Origin of the sequence: Denitromonas iodatirespirans (assembly GCF_018524365.1) — a bacterium.
Lineage (GTDB): Bacteria > Pseudomonadota > Gammaproteobacteria > Burkholderiales > Rhodocyclaceae > Nitrogeniibacter > Nitrogeniibacter iodatirespirans.
Genome location: NZ_JAEKFT010000019.1, coordinates 53,389 through 71,767, shown reverse-complemented (window position 1 = coordinate 71,767; position 18,379 = coordinate 53,389). Strand labels below are relative to the sequence as shown.

The 18,379-nt window shown below is 67.3% G+C and carries 18 protein-coding genes and 1 tRNA gene; 15 read left to right on the top strand and 4 right to left on the bottom strand.

Going from position 1 to position 18,379, the window contains the following annotated elements; genetic code table 11:
- Positions 1-3: 3 nt before the first annotated feature.
- From I8J34_RS16140 to I8J34_RS16120, 5 genes are read left to right on the top strand one after another with little or no spacing between them, the layout of a single operon-like run.
- Positions 4-411 (top strand): ExbD/TolR family protein, encoded by a 408-nt coding sequence (locus tag I8J34_RS16140; RefSeq protein ID WP_214362660.1) that lies wholly within the window; start codon positions 4-6, stop codon positions 409-411.
- Complete coding sequence (locus I8J34_RS16135) at positions 411-815, top strand: ExbD/TolR family protein (protein ID WP_214362659.1); 405 nt, start codon at positions 411-413, stop codon at positions 813-815. The genes I8J34_RS16140 and I8J34_RS16135 overlap by 1 nt, the downstream gene beginning before the upstream one ends.
- A complete protein-coding gene (locus I8J34_RS16130) occupies positions 812-1,498 on the top strand; it encodes an energy transducer TonB family protein (RefSeq protein ID WP_214362658.1) in 687 nt (228 codons plus the stop codon). Before I8J34_RS16135 ends, I8J34_RS16130 begins: the two co-directional genes overlap by 4 nt.
- A gap of 18 nt (positions 1,499-1,516) precedes the next feature.
- Positions 1,517-3,211 carry a putative porin gene (locus I8J34_RS16125; RefSeq protein WP_214362657.1) on the top strand — a complete coding sequence of 565 codons (1,695 nt, stop codon included), beginning with the start codon at positions 1,517-1,519 and terminating at the stop codon, positions 3,209-3,211.
- Between the two features lie 11 nt (positions 3,212-3,222).
- Positions 3,223-3,849, top strand: a complete 627-nt coding sequence (locus I8J34_RS16120; protein ID WP_214362656.1) for a hypothetical protein — start codon at positions 3,223-3,225, stop codon at positions 3,847-3,849.
- A 6-nt stretch (positions 3,850-3,855) separates the two neighbouring features.
- Here the strand turns inward: I8J34_RS16120 and I8J34_RS16115 are convergent, their stop codons facing one another.
- The 4 genes from I8J34_RS16115 to I8J34_RS16100 form a co-directional block, all read right to left on the bottom strand.
- Positions 3,856-5,694 (bottom strand): TRAP transporter large permease, encoded by a 1,839-nt coding sequence (locus I8J34_RS16115; RefSeq protein WP_214362655.1) that lies wholly within the window; start codon positions 5,692-5,694, stop codon positions 3,856-3,858.
- Positions 5,695-5,747: 53 nt separating this feature from the next.
- Positions 5,748-6,755, bottom strand: a complete 1,008-nt coding sequence (locus tag I8J34_RS16110) for a TRAP transporter substrate-binding protein (protein ID WP_214362654.1) — start codon at positions 6,753-6,755, stop codon at positions 5,748-5,750.
- Between the two features lie 3 nt (positions 6,756-6,758).
- The gene (locus I8J34_RS16105) at positions 6,759-7,604 is read right to left on the bottom strand and encodes a TRAP transporter TatT component family protein (RefSeq protein WP_214362653.1); all 846 of its coding nucleotides are present in this window, start codon (positions 7,602-7,604) and stop codon (positions 6,759-6,761) included.
- A gap of 235 nt (positions 7,605-7,839) precedes the next feature.
- A tRNA-Met gene (locus I8J34_RS16100) sits at positions 7,840-7,916 on the bottom strand.
- 284 nt (positions 7,917-8,200) lie between these two features.
- Between I8J34_RS16100 and I8J34_RS16095 the strand changes: the two genes are divergently transcribed.
- The 10 genes from I8J34_RS16095 to I8J34_RS16050 all read left to right on the top strand — a co-directional run bounded on the left by I8J34_RS16095 (position 8,201) and on the right by I8J34_RS16050 (position 18,306).
- Positions 8,201-8,449 (top strand): hypothetical protein, encoded by a 249-nt coding sequence (locus tag I8J34_RS16095; protein ID WP_214362652.1) that lies wholly within the window; start codon positions 8,201-8,203, stop codon positions 8,447-8,449.
- A 10-nt stretch (positions 8,450-8,459) separates the two neighbouring features.
- Positions 8,460-9,797, top strand: coding sequence for a tRNA (N6-isopentenyl adenosine(37)-C2)-methylthiotransferase MiaB (gene miaB / locus I8J34_RS16090; protein ID WP_214362651.1), 1,338 nt, complete (start codon positions 8,460-8,462; stop codon positions 9,795-9,797).
- Positions 9,798-10,793, top strand: a complete 996-nt coding sequence (locus I8J34_RS16085; protein ID WP_214362650.1) for a PhoH family protein — start codon at positions 9,798-9,800, stop codon at positions 10,791-10,793.
- Positions 10,777-11,490: an rRNA maturation RNase YbeY gene (gene ybeY / locus I8J34_RS16080; RefSeq protein WP_214362649.1), complete on the top strand. Its 714-nt coding sequence runs from the start codon at positions 10,777-10,779 to the stop codon at positions 11,488-11,490. The genes I8J34_RS16085 and ybeY overlap by 17 nt, the downstream gene beginning before the upstream one ends.
- A 46-nt stretch (positions 11,491-11,536) precedes the next feature.
- Entirely contained in the window at positions 11,537-12,379 is an 843-nt protein-coding gene (locus tag I8J34_RS16075) for a CorC family transporter (RefSeq protein ID WP_214362648.1), read from the top strand.
- Complete coding sequence (lnt, locus tag I8J34_RS16070; protein WP_214362647.1) at positions 12,379-13,851, top strand: apolipoprotein N-acyltransferase; 1,473 nt, start codon at positions 12,379-12,381, stop codon at positions 13,849-13,851. Before I8J34_RS16075 ends, lnt begins: the two co-directional genes overlap by 1 nt.
- 131 nt (positions 13,852-13,982) lie before the next feature.
- Complete coding sequence (gene glyQ, locus I8J34_RS16065; RefSeq protein WP_214362646.1) at positions 13,983-14,909, top strand: glycine--tRNA ligase subunit alpha; 927 nt, start codon at positions 13,983-13,985, stop codon at positions 14,907-14,909.
- Positions 14,909-16,993: a glycine--tRNA ligase subunit beta gene (gene glyS, locus I8J34_RS16060; protein WP_214362645.1), complete on the top strand. Its 2,085-nt coding sequence runs from the start codon at positions 14,909-14,911 to the stop codon at positions 16,991-16,993. The genes glyQ and glyS overlap by 1 nt, the downstream gene beginning before the upstream one ends.
- 28 nt (positions 16,994-17,021) lie before the next feature.
- On the top strand, positions 17,022-17,555 hold the full coding sequence (gmhB, locus tag I8J34_RS16055) for a D-glycero-beta-D-manno-heptose 1,7-bisphosphate 7-phosphatase (protein ID WP_214362644.1): 534 nt from the start codon (positions 17,022-17,024) through the stop codon (positions 17,553-17,555).
- Between the two features lie 7 nt (positions 17,556-17,562).
- Positions 17,563-18,306 carry a lysophospholipid acyltransferase family protein gene (locus tag I8J34_RS16050; protein ID WP_214362643.1) on the top strand — a complete coding sequence of 248 codons (744 nt, stop codon included), beginning with the start codon at positions 17,563-17,565 and terminating at the stop codon, positions 18,304-18,306.
- The last annotated feature ends 73 nt before the right edge of the window (positions 18,307-18,379 follow it).

Here is an 18,379-nt window from a genome sequence, read left to right as displayed (position 1 = left end):
GCCATGTCCGCCGACATCCGCGAGGACAACCAGCCCTACGACGACATCAACGTCACGCCGATGCTCGATCTGGCGTACGTGCTGCTGGTAGTGTTCATCATCCTGACCACTGCCTCGGTACAGGGCATCAAGGTCGAATCGCCGCAGACCACGGCGGCCGAGAATCTGGCCAAGCCGCAGACCCGCGCCATCACCATCACCCGCGACGGCGATGTGTTTCTCGACGCCTACCCGGTCGACATGGCTCAGCTTGAGACCCGCCTGGCGCAGATGAAGGCGCTCAACCCGGCGCTGCCGGTGGTGCTCAAGGGCGATGCCAGTGCGCAGTACGAGAAGGTGATGCTGGCACTGGAGGTCTGCAAGCGGCTGGGCATCACCGAGATCGGCCTGGTTACCAAGCGGGCACAGTGATGCAGATCCAGAACGACACCCAACCCTACGACTCGATCAACGTCACGCCGATGCTCGATCTGGCCTACGTGCTGCTGGTGGTGTTCATCATCATGACCACCGCCTCGGTGCAGGGGCTGACCATGAACCTGCCCAAGCCGAGCAACACGCCGAGCGAGGAAAAGCACGAGACCAAGATCGTGCAGATCTCGCCCGAGGGGCGCTTCATGATCAACGGCGTGGGGGTGACGCCGGCCGAGCTGGAAAGGCAGCTGCTCGCCGCCAAGGCGCGCGACCCCAAGCTGGCGGTGATGGTCAAGGGCGACCCGGCGACCCAGTACGCCAAGGTGATCGAGGTGGTGGATCTGGTCAATCGCCTGCAGATCGACGGTCTTGGCCTGATCACGGCGCGGATCGGCACATGAGCGGTCTGGCCGAAGAAGAGCTCTTCGAGGCGCCGTGGCGTCGCCGTGCGCGTCAGTTCGGTCTGGCGGTGGTGGTGGCCGCGATGATCGGTGGGGCGGTGCTGCTCGTGCAGAGTCTCGGCGGCGAGGCGCAGCGCCCGGCGCGCCAGGTGACGAAGATCACGATCATTCCCGATACTCCGCCGCCTCCCCCGCCGCCGCCCAAGGAGCAACCCAAGCCCGAGCCGAAGGAGGCGCCCAAGCAGGTCAAGCTGGATGCGCCCAAGCCGCAGGACGTGCCCAAGCCGCAGGACGCCGAGCAGATCAAGATGGAAGGCGAGGCCGGCGACGGGCCGAGCCCGTTTGCCGCGGGTGACGTGTCGCAGGACTACATCGGCGGCGAGATCGGTGGCGGCAACGCCATGCAGTTCGCCTTCTACACCCGGATGCTGCAGCGCCATCTACAGCAGGCGCTGGCGCGTCGATCCGAGATCAAGCGGATGGACTATCGCGTCAAGCTGCGTGTGTGGCTGGCGGGTGACGGCTCGATCCGCCGCGCCGAACTCATCGACAGCACCGGCAGCGCCGAGATGGATACGAAGCTGCGCACGGCCCTGACGGACTTGCCGCCGGTGTCCGAGCTGCCACCGGAAAAACTCCCCCAACCCATTTCCGTCCGGATCACCAATCGGGTGACCGGTTAAGGCCTGACGACGATAGCCATGACCCAGATGAAATCCCTCCCCCTCGCGATCGCCCTGGCTCTGGGCTGCTCGACCGCGTTCGCCGATGAGCGCCAATCGCTCGAAGCGCTGCAGCACACGACCATGAGCTTGATCGAAGTGCTGGTCGAAAACGGCGTGCTCAAGCGCGAGCAGGCCGATGCCATGGTGCAGGAAGCCGAGCGCCGCGCCGCTCAGGCGGTGGCGCAAAAGGCGGCCGAGGCGCCGGCGGCGGGAGCGGTGCGGATTCCCTATGTGCCGCAGATCGTCCGCGACCAGATCCGCGACGAGATCAAGCAGGAAGTGCTGGCCGAGGCCAAGGAAGACCGCTGGGCCGCACCGAACGCCATTCCGGAATGGGTGTCGCGTATCCAGTGGGAAGGCGATGTGCGGCTGCGCTTCCAGTCGGATCGCTATGCCGACGACAACACGCCGGCCGCCAACTACGCCAATGCGCTCGGTGTGACGCCGGGCACCGGCGTGCCGGCGGTGTCCGGCAGCGGCGCACCGTACGTCACCCGAAACGCGGGTGCGGCGGAGGTGTCGGACAACGGCACGGCCATCGGCAACGTGACCGACGACGTCAATCGCTGGCGGGTTCGGGCGCGGCTGGGCGTGCTGGCGCGGCTGTCGAACAGCGTGAGCGCCGGTGTGCGAATGGCGACCGGCAACACCGGCGACCGCGTGTCCACCAACCAGACCTTGGGCCAGAATCTCAACAAATACACCTTCGTGCTCGACCGGGCCTACATCAACTATGCGCCCTTCGAGTGGCTCAAGCTGTCGGGTGGGCGGATCCCCAACCCGTGGTTTGCCACGGATCTGGTGTGGGACGACGACCTGAACTTCGAGGGCGTGGCGGCCACCGCCAGCTATCCGTTCAAGGGCGGGTGCATCAGCCCCTTCGTGACGGCGGGCTGGTTCCCGCTCAGGCCCGAAACGCCGGGACAGCGCGAGGACCGTTCGTTGCAGGGCGTGCAGCTGGGCCTGAACCTGCGGGCGGCGGAGGACGTGCGCTTCCGCTTCGGCGTGGCCCAGTACGACTACAAGAACATCGAAGGACGCGTCGACAACGCCTACACCCTGGGGGTCGGCGCCGGCGCGTCCTACGGCCAGTATGGCTACGAAACGGGCTTGCGCGCCAAGGGCAATACCTTGTTCACCACCAACAGCAGCCTCGACGGTACCGCCTTTCCGGCGCAATCCGGTAGCAATCCGATCTGGGGCCTGGCCGCCAAATTCAAGCCGTTGGTCCTGACCGCCACGGCGGATCTGGCGAGCTTCGACCCCGTGCATGTGATGGTGTCGGCCGAATACGTCAAGAACCTGGCGTTCGACCGCGACGAGATATTTCGCCGGACAGGCTTGCGCATGAGCGATGGCAGTGATCGCGCCTATCTGCTGCGGCTGGCCGTCGGCATGCCGTCGATCAAGGAAGTCGGCGACTGGAATGCGTCGATCACCTACCGCAATGTCGGCTCGGACTCGGTGCTGGACGCCTTCACGGATTCCGACTTCGGCCTTGGCGGCACCAACATGAAGGGCTACACGCTCAGCTTCGCCTACGGACTCGACAACCGGACGTCGCTCGGCCTGAAGTACAGCTCGGCCAAGACCGTGGACAGCCCGACGCTGCTGCGCGGCGAGCAGTTCGGCGTCGACACCCTCCAGCTCGACCTCGCCGTCAAGTTCTGAGGAGACTGACCATGTTGCGACATGCTCTCCTGGCCGTGTGCATCGGGGTGTTGATGCCGCCCGCATTGGCGCAGAGTTCTGCTGACGCCCAGTTGCGCCAGCTTCGCTTGCAGGTGCGTCAGGCCATGCAGGCGGCGCGAGACGCTCAACAGGCGGCCGAGGCGGCCAAGGCTGATGCCGAGGCCGCGCGGGCGGAAAATGCCGATCTGCAAGCCAAGCTCGGGGAGGCGGCCGGCCGGCGCGATGCAGCGGCGGCGTCGGCCTCGCGGCTGAGTGAAGACAAGCGCGCGCTGGAGGTCGAACTGGCCGAGCGGACGCGCACGCAGGCCGAAACGCAAGCGCTGCTCGACCAGGTACGCGCCGAGCTGAACGCGCAGGTGGCCGGACGGCGCCAGGCCGAGGCCGGGCTGCGCGACACCGATGCGGCGCTGAGCATTTGCCGGAACCACAACGCACAGTTGGTGGGCGCGGTGGACGACTTGCTCGACGCCTACCAGAACAAGGGCGTGTTCGATGCGCTCGGCGAGGGCGAGCCCTTCACCGGTATCGGCCGGGTGCGTCTGGAGAACCTCCTCGAAACCTATCGCGACAAGGTGCGCGAAGCGACCGAGCCGGTGGCCGGCGGGGCGGTGCAGTAGGTCGATTCAGCGCAGCAGCACATTCGGCAGCCACATCGAGAAGGCCGGGATGTAGGTGATCAGCAGCACGCCGACGGCCAACACGGCCAGCGCCGGTAGCACGGCGCGGGCGACCTCGCCGATCGGCGTGCCGAAGCGGTAGGAGGCGAAGAACAGGTTCATGCCCACCGGCGGGGTCAGGAAGCCGAGCTCCATGTTGGCCAGGAAGATCACCCCCAGGTGCACCGGGTGCACGCCGAAGGCCAGGCCGATGGGCACGATCAGCGGCGTTACCACGATGATCGCCGAGTAGATGTCCATGAAGGCGCCGACCAGCAGCAGCAAGCCGTTGAGCGCGAGCAGGAACACCCAGAGCGAGGCGATGCTGGTCTGCACCCACTCGGACACCTGGTCGGCGATCTGCGCGTCGATCAGGTAATTGGTGAAGCCCAGCGCCATGCCCAGGATCAGGATGATGCCGCCGACCAGCAGGCCGCACTCAGCCATCACCCGCGGCAGGTCGCGGGTGATCGACAGGTCGCGGTAGATCAACACCTCGACGATGAAGGCGTACAGCGCGGTCAGCGCGGCAGTCTCGGTCGGTGTGACCAGGCCGCTGGCCAGCCCGCCGAAGGTCACCAGCGGAATCGCCAGCTCCCACTTGGCGGCCTTGATCGCGGCGAGCGCTTCGGCCGGGTCGAAGGGTGTGGGCGCCGTGTCCCTGGGCTGGCGCCAGATGCCCAGCAGCACCAGCATCGTGGTCATCACCGCGGCCGGCACCACCGCGGCGAGCAGCATGGTTTCGATCGGCTGGCGGGCGATGATGGCGTAGAGGATCAGCGGCAGCGCGGGCGGGATCAGCACCCCGAGCGAACAGCCGCTGGTGATCAGGCCAATGCCCGAGCGCTCCGGGTAGCGCACGCCTTGCAGCAGCGGCATGAGCAGACCGCCGAGCGCCAGGATGGTGACGCCCGAGGCACCGGTGAAGGAGGTAAAGAAGGCGGTCAGCAGCACCGTGACCAGCGCGGCCCCGCCGCGAAAGCGGCCGAACAGCGCGCGGAAGACACGGATCAGCCGCGCCGGCGCACCGCCCTCGGCGAGGAAATAGCCGGCCAGCGTGAACAGCGGGATCGCCGGCAGAGAGGGATTGACGGTGAGCTGGTAGTGGTTGAGCGGGATCGCCGCCAGCGGCAGATCGTCGCCAGCGAAGAGCAACAGCGCGATGCCGCCGAGCACCACGAACACCGGCGCACCCAGCAGCACGGCCAGCGCCAGCAGCGCGACCACCGGCGTGGCGGTGGCGCTGAGGGTTGCCACGCCGAGCAGGCCGGCCGCCACCGCCAGGCTCAGCGCCCGGTCGGCGACGCGCTCGCCCGAGCGGATCCACAGCCGCAGCGCGATCAGTGCAAAGCCGGCCGGCATCACCGCCTCCACCCACCACACCGGCACGCCGTAGGCGAGCAGGTTGCCGCCCTCGCGCTCGACGGCGACGAAGTTCCATGCCGCGTGGGCGAGCACGCCGGTCACCGCCATCGCCAGACCGCCGGCCGCGGCGCGGTGTACCCAGTGGAAACGCTCGGGCAGCCAGCGGCCCAGACCGGCGATGCTCAGCAGCCGCCCCTCGCGCGCGGCCACCGCCGCGCCGAGCATGCCGACCAGCAGCACGCCGTGCTGCACCAGCGCGGCGGCGTTGGCCACGCCCACCGACAGCGTGCTGCGCAAGGCGATCTCGAGCACCGGCAACAGCACCATCGTCGCCAGTACCAGCGACAGCACGGTGTCTTCGACGCGGTGCAGCTTCCACCATGGGCCGGCGCGTTCCGAGGGGGCGTCGTAGATCGGCGTGGTTTCGGCAGGCAGGGGCATGAATGAATCCGGCGGGGTGCCTGGCGCGGCACCCGGGGTGGGCGGAAAGGGGCTTACTTGTTGCGTGCGCGGAACTCGGCGAGCAGGCGGGTGACCTCGTCGAAGGTCTCGGCGGGCACCAGCCGGCCGCGGATCTGCGGATAGACCGACTCGGCCAGCGCCTGCCAGGCGGCCATCTGCTCGGCACTCGGCCGGGTGACCTTGAGCCCGCGCTTGACCATCGCCGCCACCGCCTCATCCACTTCGGTGCGGGCCTGTGCGCGCATCTTCTCACCGGCTGCGCGGGCCGCCTCGCGCAGCGCCGTCTGGCCGGCCGGGCTCATGCCCTCCCAGGCCTTGCGGGTGACCACCAGCGCGCCGACGATGGGGGCCCAGTTCAGTTCGAGCATGTGCGGCGCCGGGCCGTTGAACTGCGCGGCCAGCGCGTAGTAGGGCGTGGCCGGTACGACTTCGATCAGCCCGGTCTGCAGGGCGGGGAGGATGTCGGCGGTTTCGAGCGACACCGGCTGGTAGCCGAGCGCCTTCATCACTTCCATCTGCTCCGGCTCGCCGGCCCAGGTGAACATCTTCATCGACTTGAAGTCGTCCGGCGCGGCGGCCGGCCGCTGCGAAAAGAAGCGGACCCAGCCCGCGTCACCCCAGGACAAGACCACGTAGCCCTTGTCGAAGAAACGCTTCTCCATCGCCGGGCGCAGCTGCTCGCGCACGTAGTCGACCTCTTCCCAACTGCGGAACATCAGCGGAATGGTCTGCAGCGCCGACACGCTCGGATCGATCTCGCGCAGCCCGACCACCGACAGCAGGCCGCCGTTGAGCTGGCCGATGCGCATGCGCTTGACGGTGTCGGACTCGCCGCCCTGGGCGCCGTCAGTGAATACGATCAGCTTCGAGCCGTCGCCCTGCGCCGCCTTCCAGGTCTCGCCCATTTCGAGCAGGGCGCGGTGGTAGAGCGAATTCTTCGGCGCCAGTGTGCCCAGGCGCAGCGTGACCTTCTCGGCCAGGGCCGGGCCGGTGGCGAGAACGAGCAGGATCAGGAAGAGGCGGCGAATCCGGTCGGGCATGTATTACTCCAGGAAGAGCTCGTCGACACGCCCCTGCAGCCAGCGGGCGCGCCGTTGAAGAATCAGGTTTGCCAGGCGATGGGCGGGCGTGGCGTCGGCGTCGATGGCCAGCGCGGTGTCCAGCAAGGCGAGGAACTCGGCGCGGTTCTGCTCGCTCACCGAGACCGCCTCGGCCAGGGCCAGATACGGCCCGGCCTGGCGGCCTTGCGACAGCGCAACCGCGGCGTCGAAATGCCGGCGCGCCGTGGCTGCCGGCGCGGCTTCGCCGGCGCGCGCCATCGAGAAGGTGATCATGAAGGTGTGCAGCGCGCCGTCGTCGAAGGCCGGATCGAGCGCCAGCGCCCGGTCCATCATGGCGCCCACCAGCGGCAGGTCGGCAACGGCGTCTGGGTCGTCCTTGGACAGCGCGATGGCCGCCGCCCAGGCAGCGCCCGTCCAGTACAACGCGGGCACGTCCGCCTGGGTGGTCGGTGCGAGCGCTTGCGCCGGGTCGGTGCGAAGTCGGGTATCGAGGCTCGGATGTGCCGAGGCCAGTGCCTGCAGACCGTAACCCTGCGCGCGCAAGTAGAGGCGCCGTGCGCGCTCACGCCGGGCGAAGGCCTCGCCCACATCCGTCGCTTCGATCTCGTCCGCGCCTTGCTGGACGAAGGCGTAGGCGTACTGGGTGAAACCCCGTGCCGCCGCCAGCGCCAGGCCAGCGTGCCCGGGCCGCTCGGCCAGCAGGCTTTCCATCAACTTGAGCGAGAAGGGCGCCGCATCGCGGATCAGGGCCGGGTCGTCGTCGGCGGCGAACTGCGTTCCGGACGCGGCGAGCGCGTCGCCGAGTCGGTCGACGGCAAGTCGTTGCACCGAACAGGCTCCGGTCAGACAGGCCGCCGTGAGTGCAACGATCAGGGAAACTGCACGCGGAAAGGCCATCGGCGGAGGCTCACCCTGTCTGAAGAGAAGCGGGGAGTCTAAGAAGCTGGCCGGTGTGCGGGCAAAGGAAGTTTTTGTTAAGCCGAGGTGTCGGAAATGTGACGGTCGCGGCGGCGGACGCAAAAAAGCCGCTGACCCGGTGGGATCAACGGCTTTCGAATTCGATTGGTGGTGATGGGCAGAATCGAACTGCCGACCTATGGGTTATGAATCCATCGCTCTAACCGTCTGAGCTACATCACCGCCGAGCCCGGCATGCTAGGAGAGGCGGGCGGGGTTGTCAAGCGCTTCGTGATGAAAATACAGGGGCTCCGGGGGCTGCCGTGTGCTGGATTTGGTGTGTCGAATCAGGCGCTTGCATTGACTTTTCGAGGGGCTTCGGCGAACATCTTCGCCTTGCCGCTTAAGGGTTTCGCCATGGGCGAAACGGTTCGGGTTCTGCTTTGATTTCACGTCTTGCTGTGTTGTGTGCCGCGCTCGCGGTGTTTTGTCTGCCGTCTGTCGGCGGGGCGCAGAGTTTGCGCCAATTGCCCGAAGATGCCGTGCTGACCACCATGGTGGCGCAGGGTGGGGCATCGGTGATGCTGGGCGAGCACAAGGTGTTGCTGTCGCCGGCGGCGCAGGTGCGCAATGCCGACAACATGATCGTGCTGCCGGCCAATCTGTACGGCAAGTACGCCGTTGCGGTGAAGACGGATTTCCAGGGGCTGGTGAACCGCATCTGGATCCTCTCGGCCGACGAACGGGCGGCACTGGCTGCGCGCAAGAAGCAGTGAGGGGGCGGGCATGAAGAAAGTTTTCGTCCGCACCTTCGGGTGCCAGATGAACGAGTACGACTCGGACAAGATGGTCGATGTGCTCGGCGCCGAAGAAGGTCTGGTCAAGACTGACACGCCGGAAGACGCCGATGTGATCCTGTTCAACACCTGTTCGGTGCGCGAGAAGGCGCAGGAGCGGGTGTTCCACGACCTGGGCCGGGTGCGCCTGCTCAAACAGCAAAATCCTAACCTGATCATCGGCGTGGGCGGCTGCGTGGCCAGCCAGGAGGGCGAGGCCATCGTCAAGCGTGCGCCGTATGTCGACCTGGTGTTCGGCCCGCAGACCCTGCATCGCCTGCCGCAGATGATCGCCGAGCGCCGCCGCTCGGGCCGCTCGCAGGTGGACATCTCCTTCCCCGAGATCGAAAAGTTCGACGCCATGCCGCCGGCCCGCGTCGAGGGGGCGAGTGCCTTCGTGTCGATCATGGAAGGCTGTTCGAAATACTGCACCTTCTGCGTGGTGCCCTATACCCGCGGCGAGGAAGTGTCGCGCCCGCTGGACGACGTGCTGACCGAGGTGGCGACGCTGGCGGCACAGGGCGTCAAGGAAGTGACCTTGCTGGGGCAGAACGTGAACGCCTGGCGCGGTACGCTGACCAAGACCGGCACGGATACAGGCGATTTTGCCTTCCTGCTCGAATGCGTGGCGGGCATCCCCGGCATCGAGCGCCTGCGCTACACCACCTCGCACCCGCGCGAGATGACGCCGCGCATGTTCGAGGTGTACGAGAAGCTGCCGCAACTGGTGTCGCATCTGCATCTGCCGGTGCAGTCGGGTTCCGACCGCATCCTGGCAGCCATGAAGCGCGGCTATTCGGTGCTGGAGTTCAAGTCGGTGGTGCGCAAGCTGCGCGCCGCGCGGCCGGATCTGTCGCTGTCCTCGGACTTCATCGTCGGCTTCCCCGGCGAGACCGAGGCGGATTTCGAGAAAACCATGAAGCTGATCGACGAGGTCGGCTTCGATGCCTCCTTCAGCTTCGTGTACAGCGCGCGGCCGGGCACGCCGGCGGCCGATCTGGCCGATCCGGTGCCGCAGACCGAGAAGCTGGCTTGGCTGGCGCGGCTGCAAAAGCGCATCGACGAGCAGGCCCAGGCGATCAGCCAGGCGATGGTCGGCACGGTGCAGCGGGTGCTGGTCGAAGGGCCGTCGAAGAAGTCGGCCGACGAGCTGGCGGCGCGCACCGACAACAACCGGGTGGTCAACTTCACCGGCAACGCCCGCTTGATCGGCCAGTTCGTCGATGTCACCATCACCTCGGCACTGCCGCACAGTTTGCGCGGCGACATCGTGACGCGGGAACACTGAGTGGCGAAAACCCTGGAGTTGGTCCTCGAGCCGCTGGATAACAGCCGGCTCGTCAATTTGTGCGGCACCCTGGACGAGAACCTGCGCCAGATCGAGGCGGCCTACGACATCGCCATCGCGCGGCGCGGCGAGCATTTCACGCTGCTCGGCCAGCCGGCCAAGGCGCAGCGGGCAGTGCATGCGCTCAAGCATTTCTACGCGCAGTCGAACGAACATCTGAGCGTGGACGACATCCAGCTCGGGCTGATCGAGCTGGCCAACGAGGGCGAGCTGCATGACGACGCACCGGCCCTGCTCACGCGCAAGCCCGATCTGCACGGGCGCACGCCGCGCCAGGTGCAATACCTCAAGCAGATCCAGGAATACGACATCACCTTCGGCATCGGGCCGGCGGGCACGGGCAAGACCTTTCTCGCCGTGGCCAGCGCGGTCGATGCGCTCGAGCGCGAGCATGTCGAGCGCATCATCCTGACCCGACCGGCGGTCGAGGCCGGCGAGCGGCTCGGCTTCCTGCCCGGCGACCTGAGCCAGAAGGTCGACCCCTACCTGCGCCCGCTCTACGACGCGCTCAACGACCTGCTCGGCTACGAGCGCGTGGGCAAGTTGTTCGAGCGCGGCATCATCGAGATCGCGCCGCTGGCCTTCATGCGCGGGCGCACGCTCAACCGCGCCTTCATCATCCTCGACGAGGCGCAGAACACTACGCCCGAGCAGATGAAGATGTTCCTCACCCGCGTCGGCATCGGCGCCAAGGCGGTGGTGACCGGCGACCTCACCCAGGTCGACCTGCCGCGCGGCACGCGCAGCGGCCTGCGCGAAGCCTGCGAGATCCTGTCCAACGTGCGCGGCATTGCCTTTACCGAATTTCTCAAGGAAGACGTGGTGCGTCACCCGCTGGTGGCGCGCATCGTCGAGGCCTACGAACTGATGAACAAGCGCCGCGAGAAGGCGGAGCGGGAGCGCAACAAGGAGCGCACGCATGACGAAGACGAATGAGCGGCCGGGCTTTCATGCCATCGACAGCCAGGGCCGTAGCCGGGCGCTCAAGGCCGAGGCCATCGAGCTGCGCTGGCCGGATGGACGCACGCTGACGCTGGGCCTGCCCTTCGCCGACGAGGGCGATGTCGAGCTGCAGGCCGAAACCGCCGACGGCGTGCCTGTCATCAGCCTGAAACCGGCCGCCTGCAATCTGCTGATGCTGCAGGTCGAGGCCTTGCCCGGCGGCTCCGAGCTCGACGCCGAGCCGACGCTGACTTTGAGCGTGCAGAACGCGGTGCCGGCCGACGAAGAGGGCAAGCGCCTGCGCCCGCGCAAGAAGCAGATCCGCCAGTGGGCCCGTGCCGCCTTGCTGCGCGACGCCCGCGTGACGCTGCGCTGGGTCGGCGAGGCCGAAGGGCGCCATCTGAACGAAACCTACCGGGGCAAGGACACCGCCACCAATGTGCTGACCTTTGTCTACGATGAATCGGACGGCGCGCTGACCGGGGACCTGGTGATCTGCCTGCCCGTGGTGGTGCGCGAGGCCGAGGCGCAGGGCAAATCGCTGAGCGCCCATCTGGCGCACCTGGTGGTGCACGGCATGCTTCACCTGCAGGGGATGGACCATGAAAACGACGCCGATGCCGACGCCATGGAAGCGATGGAGCGGGAGATTCTGGCCAGCCTCGGCTATCCTGATCCGTATGCGCAATGATTTACCCCCGATGACCGATTTTTCCGCTGTGAGCCTGACCCGCTGAATGGATAACCCCCCGAGTCGACCTAGTCTGCTGGACCGCCTGTCGGCCTTGCTGTCCCCCGAGCCGGAAGATCGCGACGAGCTGATGGCGCTGCTCAATTCCGCCTTCGAGCGCAATCTGCTCGATGCCGATGCGCTGTCGATCATCGAAGGCGCCTTGCAGGTGTCCGACATGCAGGTGCGCGAAGTGATGGTGCCGCGTGCCCAGATGGACGTCATCCAGCTTGACGCGCCGATGGAGGCCATCGCCGACACGGTCATCGACACCGCCCATTCGCGCTTCCCGGTGGTGGGTGAAAACCGCGACGACGTGATCGGCATCCTGATGGCCAAGGACTTGCTGCGCTACTTTGCCGGGCGCGAATTCGACCTGCGCGACATGCTGCGACCGGCGGTGTTCGTGCCCGAGTCCAAGCGTCTCAACGTGCTGCTGCGCGAGTTTCGCGTCAGCCGCAATCACATGGCCATCGTGGTGGACGAATACGGCGGCGTGGCCGGCCTGGTGACCATCGAGGATGTGCTCGAACAGATCGTCGGCGACATCGAGGACGAGTTCGACTTCGACGAGGTCGAAGACAACATCCGCATCGACCAGCAAGGCCGCTACCGGGTCAAGGCCACCACCGAAATCGAAGACTTCAACGAGGCCTTCGCCCGCGATTTCAGCGAAGAAGACTGCGACACCATCGGCGGCCTGGTGATCCGCCACCTCGGCCGCCTGCCCAAGCGCGGCGAGACGATCTTGCTCGACGGCCTTCGCATCACGGTGCTGCGCGCCGACAGCCGGCGGGTGCACACCCTGCTGGTCGAGCTCGGCCCCAAACCCGCGCCCGCGGAGTCCTGATGCGCCTTCGCCTGCCGCTGGTGGCGATGCTCGCCGGCATCGCCTCGGTCCTCGGTTTTGCTCCGTTTCAGCTGTTTCCTGCCGCTGTCGTCAGCCTGGCCGTGCTCTTCGGTCTGCTGGCGCGCCAGCGGCGGGCCGGTTTCGGCTTCGCCATCGGCCTGGCCTGGGGGCTGGGTGCATTCCTCGGCGGCGTCTCCTGGCTGTACGTGGCCTTGCACCGCTTCGGCGGCATGCCCTCGGTCCTGGCCGGGTTCTGCATTTTCCTGTTCTGCACCTACCTGGCGCTGTGGCCGGCGCTGGCCAGCGCGCTGTTCGTGCGCTGGCGCAGCGGGCGCTCGGCGCGCGATGCCTTGCTGGCCGGCGGCCTGTGGGCGCTCAGCGAGTGGCTGCGCGGCTGGGTGCTGACCGGTTTCCCATGGCTGGCCATCGGCTATTCGCAGACGCCGCCCAGCCCGCTGGCCGGATTTTTTCCGGTGCTCGGCGTCTACGGCGTCAGCGCGTTGGTGGCCATGCTGGCCGCCGGGCTGGGCATCATGATCCAGCGCGGTCCGGGGCGATTGCTGCCGTGGGGCGTATCGGCCGTGCTGTTGCTGGGATTGGGCCAGAGCCTGCGCTCGGTGACGTGGACCGTGCCCGACGGCGAACCGGTGCGCGTGGCCCTGGTGCAGACCAATATCGAGCAGGATCTCAAATGGCAGCCCGAGCGGCTGCAGCAGTGGCTGGCGCTGAACCTGGAGCTGGTGCGCAACCATCCGGCGCAGATCGTGGTGCTACCCGAGTCGACGCTGCCGATGCTGGCCGACCATCTGCCCGTCGGCTACTTGGCCGCGATGGGCGCCAGCGCTGCCAAGGGGGGCGGCGAGGCGATCGTCGGGGTCTTCATGCGCGATGCCGAGGGGCGCATCTACAACGCCGCCCGCACGGTCGGCGACGGGGCGGTGCAGACCTATGCCAAGCAGCATCTGGTGCCTTTCGGCGAGTATTCGCCGCCGACCTTCGACTGGTTCTACCGCCTGGCCAAGATTCCCATGTCGGACCAGACCGGCGGCAGCGCCGATCAGCCGCTGATCGAGCTGGCCGGCCAGCGCCTCGCGCTCAACATCTGCTACGAAGATGCCTTCGGCGAGGAGATCCGCCACCGCGCCGGCGAGGCGGGCATCCTGGTCAATCTGTCGAACCTGGCCTGGTATGGCGATTCCTTCGCCCAGCCGCAGCACCTGCAGATCGCCCGTGTGCGAGCGCTGGAGACCGGCCGGCCGATGCTGCGCGCCACCAACACCGGCATGACCGCCGCCATCGGGCCCGACGGCAGTGTCGTCGGCATGTTGCCACCGTTCACCCGCGACGTGCTCACGCTCTCGGTGCAAGGCATGACCGGCCTCACGCCCTACCTGCGCTGGGGCGATGCGCTGGCCTTGGCGCTGGCGGGATTGGCCCTGTTGCCGGCGATGTGGCGTCGCTGGCGGCGTTGAGTCGGGGGGCAATCGGCGCTGCCGATGGCCGTCGACATGACAAAAGGCATGATGCCGCTTCGACATCGGGCCAATAGCCAGTAAAATCGGCGTTTTGCTTCTCTCGCGGCCCTCACCCGGCCGCTGCGCCCATGTCCGTGAAAAAACCGACGTTTCAAGAAATCATCCTCCGCCTGCAGAATTTCTGGGGCGAGCGCGGCTGCGTGCTGCTCCAGCCCTACGATCTGGAAGTCGGCGCCGGCACTTCGCACACCGCCACCTTCCTGCGCGCCATCGGCCCGGAGCCCTGGCATGCGGCCTATGTGCAGCCCTCGCGCCGTCCCAAGGACGGCCGCTATGGCGAGAACCCCAACCGTCTGCAGCACTACTACCAGTTTCAGGTGGTGATGAAGCCGTCGCCGCTGAACATCCAGGAGCTGTACCTGGATTCGCTGCGCGCGCTGGGCATCGACACCCATGTGCACGACATCCGCTTCGTCGAGGACGACTGGGAGAACCCCACGCTGGGCGCCTGGGGCCTGGGCTGGGAGGTGTGGCTCGACGGCATGGAGGTGACGCAGTTCACCTACTTCCAGCAGGTCGGCGGCATCGACTGCAAACCGGTGCTGGGCGAGATCACCTACGGTCTCGAGCGCCTGGCCATGTATCTGCAGGGCGTCGAGAACGTGTACGACCTGGTGTGGTCGGTCGCCCCCGACGGCCGCCCGGTGAGCTACGGCGACGTGTATCACCAGAACGAGGTCGAGCAGTCGACCTACAACTTCGAGCATGCCAACGTCGACTTCCTGTTCTCGCTGTTCTCCGGCTACGAGTCTGAAGCCAAGCGGCTGATCGAGGCCAATCTGGCGTTGCCCGCCTACGAGATGGTGCTCAAGGCCGGTCACTCGTTCAACCTGCTCGATGCGCGCGGCGCCATTTCGGTGACCGAGCGCGCCGCCTACATCGGCCGCATCCGCAACCTGTCGCGCAGCGTGGCGGCCGCTTATTTCGCCTCGCGCGAGGCCCTCGGCTTCCCCATGCTGGGCGAGGCTCAACCGAATTCCAAGGAGGCCGCGTGATGCCCAACGCGACCCTGCTCGTCGAACTGCTCACCGAAGAACTGCCGCCCAAGGCCCTGCCGCGCCTGGGCGAAGCCTTTGCCCGCCGCATTCATGAAGAACTGGTGGCGCGCGATCTGGCCGATGCCGACGCCGTGTGCCGCCCCTACGCCTCGCCGCGCCGCCTGGCGGTAACCATCGCCGCCGTGCGCGAGTCCGCCGCCGCGCGTGAAGTCACCGAGAAGCTGATGCCGGTGGCCGTGGCGCTGGAGGCCGACGGCACGCCCAAGGCACCGCTGCTCAAGAAGCTCGAAGCCAAGGGCATCGATCCGGCCGAGATTCCGAAGTTCGAACGCCGCATGGACGGCAAGGCCGAGGCGCTGTTCTACACCAGCCAGGTGCCGGGCGCCTCGCTCGACGCCGTGCTGGCCGAGGTGGTCGGCATCGCCGTCAAGGCACTGCCGATTCCCAAGGTGATGCGCTGGGGCGCCGGCGAGGCGCAGTTCGTGCGTCCGGTGCACAAGCTCATCCTGATGCATGGCGAACGCGTCGTGCCGGGGCGGGTGCTGGATCTGGACGCCGGCAACGTCACCATGGGGCACCGCTTCATGAGCCGTGGCGAACTGGCCGTGGCCAACGCCGATGCCTACGAAACCACCTTGCTGGCCGAAGGCAAGGTGATCCCCAATTTCGACGAGCGCCGTGCCGAGATCGAGGCGCAGCTCACCGCCGAGGCGGCCCGGCAGAGCGCCAGCCTCGACGAGTACGCCGATCTGCTCGATGAGGTGGCCGCGCTGGTCGAGCATCCGACGGTGTATGTGGGCGAATTCGAGGCCGACTTCCTGGCCGTGCCGCAGGAATGCCTGATCCTCACCATGCGGGCCAACCAGAAATACTTTCCGCTGTTCGACGCCGAGGGCAAGCTGCTCAACCGCTTCCTGATCGTCTCGAACATGGCGCCGCAGGATCCGTCGAACATCATCACCGGCAACCAGCGCGTGGTGCGCCCGCGCCTGGCCGATGCGCGCTTCTTCTTCGACACCGACCGCAAGCAGCCGCTGGCCGATCGCATCGAGCGTCTTGGCAGCGTGGTCTATCACAACAAGCTGGGCAGCGTGCTCGGCCGGGTCGGGCGCCTCGAAGCGCTGGCCGGCAAGATCACCGCCCGTCTCGGCGCCGACGAGACGGCCGCGCGGCGTGCTGCTCGGCTGGCCAAGGCCGATCTGGTGACCGACATGGTCGGCGAGTTTCCCGAACTGCAAGGGGTGATGGGCCGCTACTACGCGCTCAACGACGGCGAAGGCGACATGGTGGCCGATGCCATCGAGGCGCATTATCGTCCGCGCTTTGCCGGCGATGCCTTGCCGCAGGGCAATGTGGCCGCCGCCGTGGCGCTGGCCGACAAGCTCGACGCGCTGGTCGGCTTCTTCGGCATCGGCCAGGTGCCGACCGGCGACAAGGACCCGTTCGGTCTGCGCCGCGCGGCGCTCGGCGTGCTGCGCATCCTGATGGAAACGCCGCTGCCGCTCGACCTCTCGGCCCTTGTCGCTGACGCTGTCCAGGGCTTCGACGCGCACACGCTCACCGAACCGGTGGCCGAGCCGTTGCTCGTCTTCATGCAGGACCGCCTGCGCCATCTGCTGCGCGAAGCCGGCCACGCCGGCGAAGAGATCGACGCGGTGCTGGCGCTCAACCCGATGCGCATCGACCGGGTGCCGGCACGGCTGGCCGCGGTGGCCGCTTTCCGTGCGCTGCCCGAGGCCGAAGCGCTGGCCGCGGCCAACAAGCGCATCGTCAACATCCTCAAGAAAACCGACACGCCGCCGGGCGCGCCGGACGTCACCTTGCTGCAGGAGCCGGCCGAGAAGGCCTTGTTCGAGCAGCTCAATGCGCTGTCGCCGCAACTGGCCGCCTGCTATGACAACGAAGACGATACCGAGGCGCTGCGGCTGCTGGCCGGCCTGCGCGCGGCGGTGGACCGCTTCTTCGAAGACGTCATGGTGATGGCCGAGGAGCCGCTGATCCGCGCCAACCGGCTGGCGCTGCTGGCCGCGCTGGCGCGCCAGATGAACCGGGTCGCCGACCTGTCGCGGTTGTCGGTGTGAGGCGTTTCGTTCGCCGGGAGGCGGTGGCATGAACATGATCATTCTCGACCGGGACGGCGTCATCAACCAGGACTCCGACCAGTTCATCAAGTCGCCCGACGAGTGGGTGCCGATCGCCGGCTCGCTCGAGGCCATCGCGCGCCTCAACCAGTCGGGCTGGCGCGTGGTGCTGGCCTCCAACCAGTCCGGCGTCGGTCGCGGCCTGTTCGGCATGGATACGCTCAACGCCATTCACGCCAAGATGGTCGAGGCGCTGGCCCAGGTCGGCGGCCGACTCGACGCGATCTTTTTCTGCCCGCATGCCGCCGATTCCACCTGCGACTGTCGCAAGCCCAAGCCGGGCCTGTTCCGGCAGATCGAATCGCGTTTCAACGTCGACCTGACCGGCGTGCCGATGGTGGGCGACAGCCTGCGCGACCTGCAGGCCGGGCAGGCCGCCGGTTGCAAGACCTATCTGGTGCTCACTGGCAAGGGCCAGCGGACCCGCGAAGACCCCGATCTGCCACCCGACACTCTGATCTTCCCCGACCTGTCCGCCGTCGCGGATGCCTTGCTGGACTGACCTGGCCATGCCCCTGATTCGCTCAACCCTGTTTGCCATCGTGCTGGTCTTCATCACGCCGGTGTTCGCGCTGGTCGGCATGCTCAGCACGCCGCTGCCGCCGCAGCTGCGCTACCGCCTGATCGGCGGCTGGACCACCATCGCCATGTGGTTCATTCGCTATCTGCTGGGGATCCGCCATCGGGTGATCGGCGCCGAGAATATTCCCGAATCGCCCTGCGTGGTGCTGTGCAAGCACCAGTCGGCCTGGGAAACCATCGCGCTGCAGCGCATCCTGCCGCCGATCTGCTTCGTGCTCAAACGCGAGCTGCTGCGCCTGCCGTTCTTCGGCTGGGGGCTGGGCAAGATGCCGAACATCGCCATCGATCGCGCTGCCGGCAAGGACGCGCTGACCCAGGTGACGGAGCAGGGCAAGGCGCGCTTGAGCGAAGGGTTCTACGTGGTGGTGTTCCCGGAAGGCACGCGCGTCGCCCCGGGCACCACGCGGCGCTACAAGCCGGGCGGCGCCTGGCTGAGCATCAAGGCCGGTGTGCCGGTGCTGCCGATCGCCCACAACGCGGGCGATTGCTGGCGTCGCAACGCCTTCGTCAAACAACCGGGCGAGATCGTGGTCAGCATCGGGCCGGCCATCGACCCGACCGGTCTGGCGCCGGACGAGGTCAATCGTCGTGCAGAGGCCTGGATCGAGGGGGAAATGCGGCGCCTGTTCCCGTCGCACTATCCTGACGAGGCGGTTCAGGGGACGGCCTGAGTGCCGCCTTCGCCTGCAGCCGGACGCGTCGACGCATCCGGCTGTTCCGGTAAGTGCGCGTCGCCGGCGTTCG

Bases quoted from the DNA above. Each gene is read 5' to 3' on its own strand.
- I8J34_RS16140 (WP_214362660.1), top strand. From the start codon at position 4: ATGTCCGCCGACATCCGCGAGGACAACCAGCCCTACGACGACATCAAC.
- I8J34_RS16135 (WP_214362659.1), top strand. From the start codon at position 411: ATGCAGATCCAGAACGACACCCAACCCTACGACTCGATCAACGTCACG.
- I8J34_RS16130 (WP_214362658.1), top strand. From the start codon at position 812: ATGAGCGGTCTGGCCGAAGAAGAGCTCTTCGAGGCGCCGTGGCGTCGC.
- I8J34_RS16125 (WP_214362657.1), top strand. From the start codon at position 1,517: ATGACCCAGATGAAATCCCTCCCCCTCGCGATCGCCCTGGCTCTGGGC.
- I8J34_RS16120 (WP_214362656.1), top strand. From the start codon at position 3,223: ATGTTGCGACATGCTCTCCTGGCCGTGTGCATCGGGGTGTTGATGCCG.
- I8J34_RS16115 (WP_214362655.1), bottom strand. From the start codon at position 5,694: ATGCCCCTGCCTGCCGAAACCACGCCGATCTACGACGCCCCCTCGGAA.
- I8J34_RS16110 (WP_214362654.1), bottom strand. From the start codon at position 6,755: ATGCCCGACCGGATTCGCCGCCTCTTCCTGATCCTGCTCGTTCTCGCC.
- miaB (WP_214362651.1), top strand. From the start codon at position 8,460: ATGAAGAAAGTTTTCGTCCGCACCTTCGGGTGCCAGATGAACGAGTAC.
- ybeY (WP_214362649.1), top strand. From the start codon at position 10,777: ATGACGAAGACGAATGAGCGGCCGGGCTTTCATGCCATCGACAGCCAG.
- I8J34_RS16075 (WP_214362648.1), top strand. From the start codon at position 11,537: ATGGATAACCCCCCGAGTCGACCTAGTCTGCTGGACCGCCTGTCGGCC.
- lnt (WP_214362647.1), top strand. From the start codon at position 12,379: ATGCGCCTTCGCCTGCCGCTGGTGGCGATGCTCGCCGGCATCGCCTCG.
- glyQ (WP_214362646.1), top strand. From the start codon at position 13,983: ATGTCCGTGAAAAAACCGACGTTTCAAGAAATCATCCTCCGCCTGCAG.
- glyS (WP_214362645.1), top strand. From the start codon at position 14,909: ATGCCCAACGCGACCCTGCTCGTCGAACTGCTCACCGAAGAACTGCCG.
- gmhB (WP_214362644.1), top strand. From the start codon at position 17,022: ATGAACATGATCATTCTCGACCGGGACGGCGTCATCAACCAGGACTCC.
- I8J34_RS16050 (WP_214362643.1), top strand. From the start codon at position 17,563: ATGCCCCTGATTCGCTCAACCCTGTTTGCCATCGTGCTGGTCTTCATC.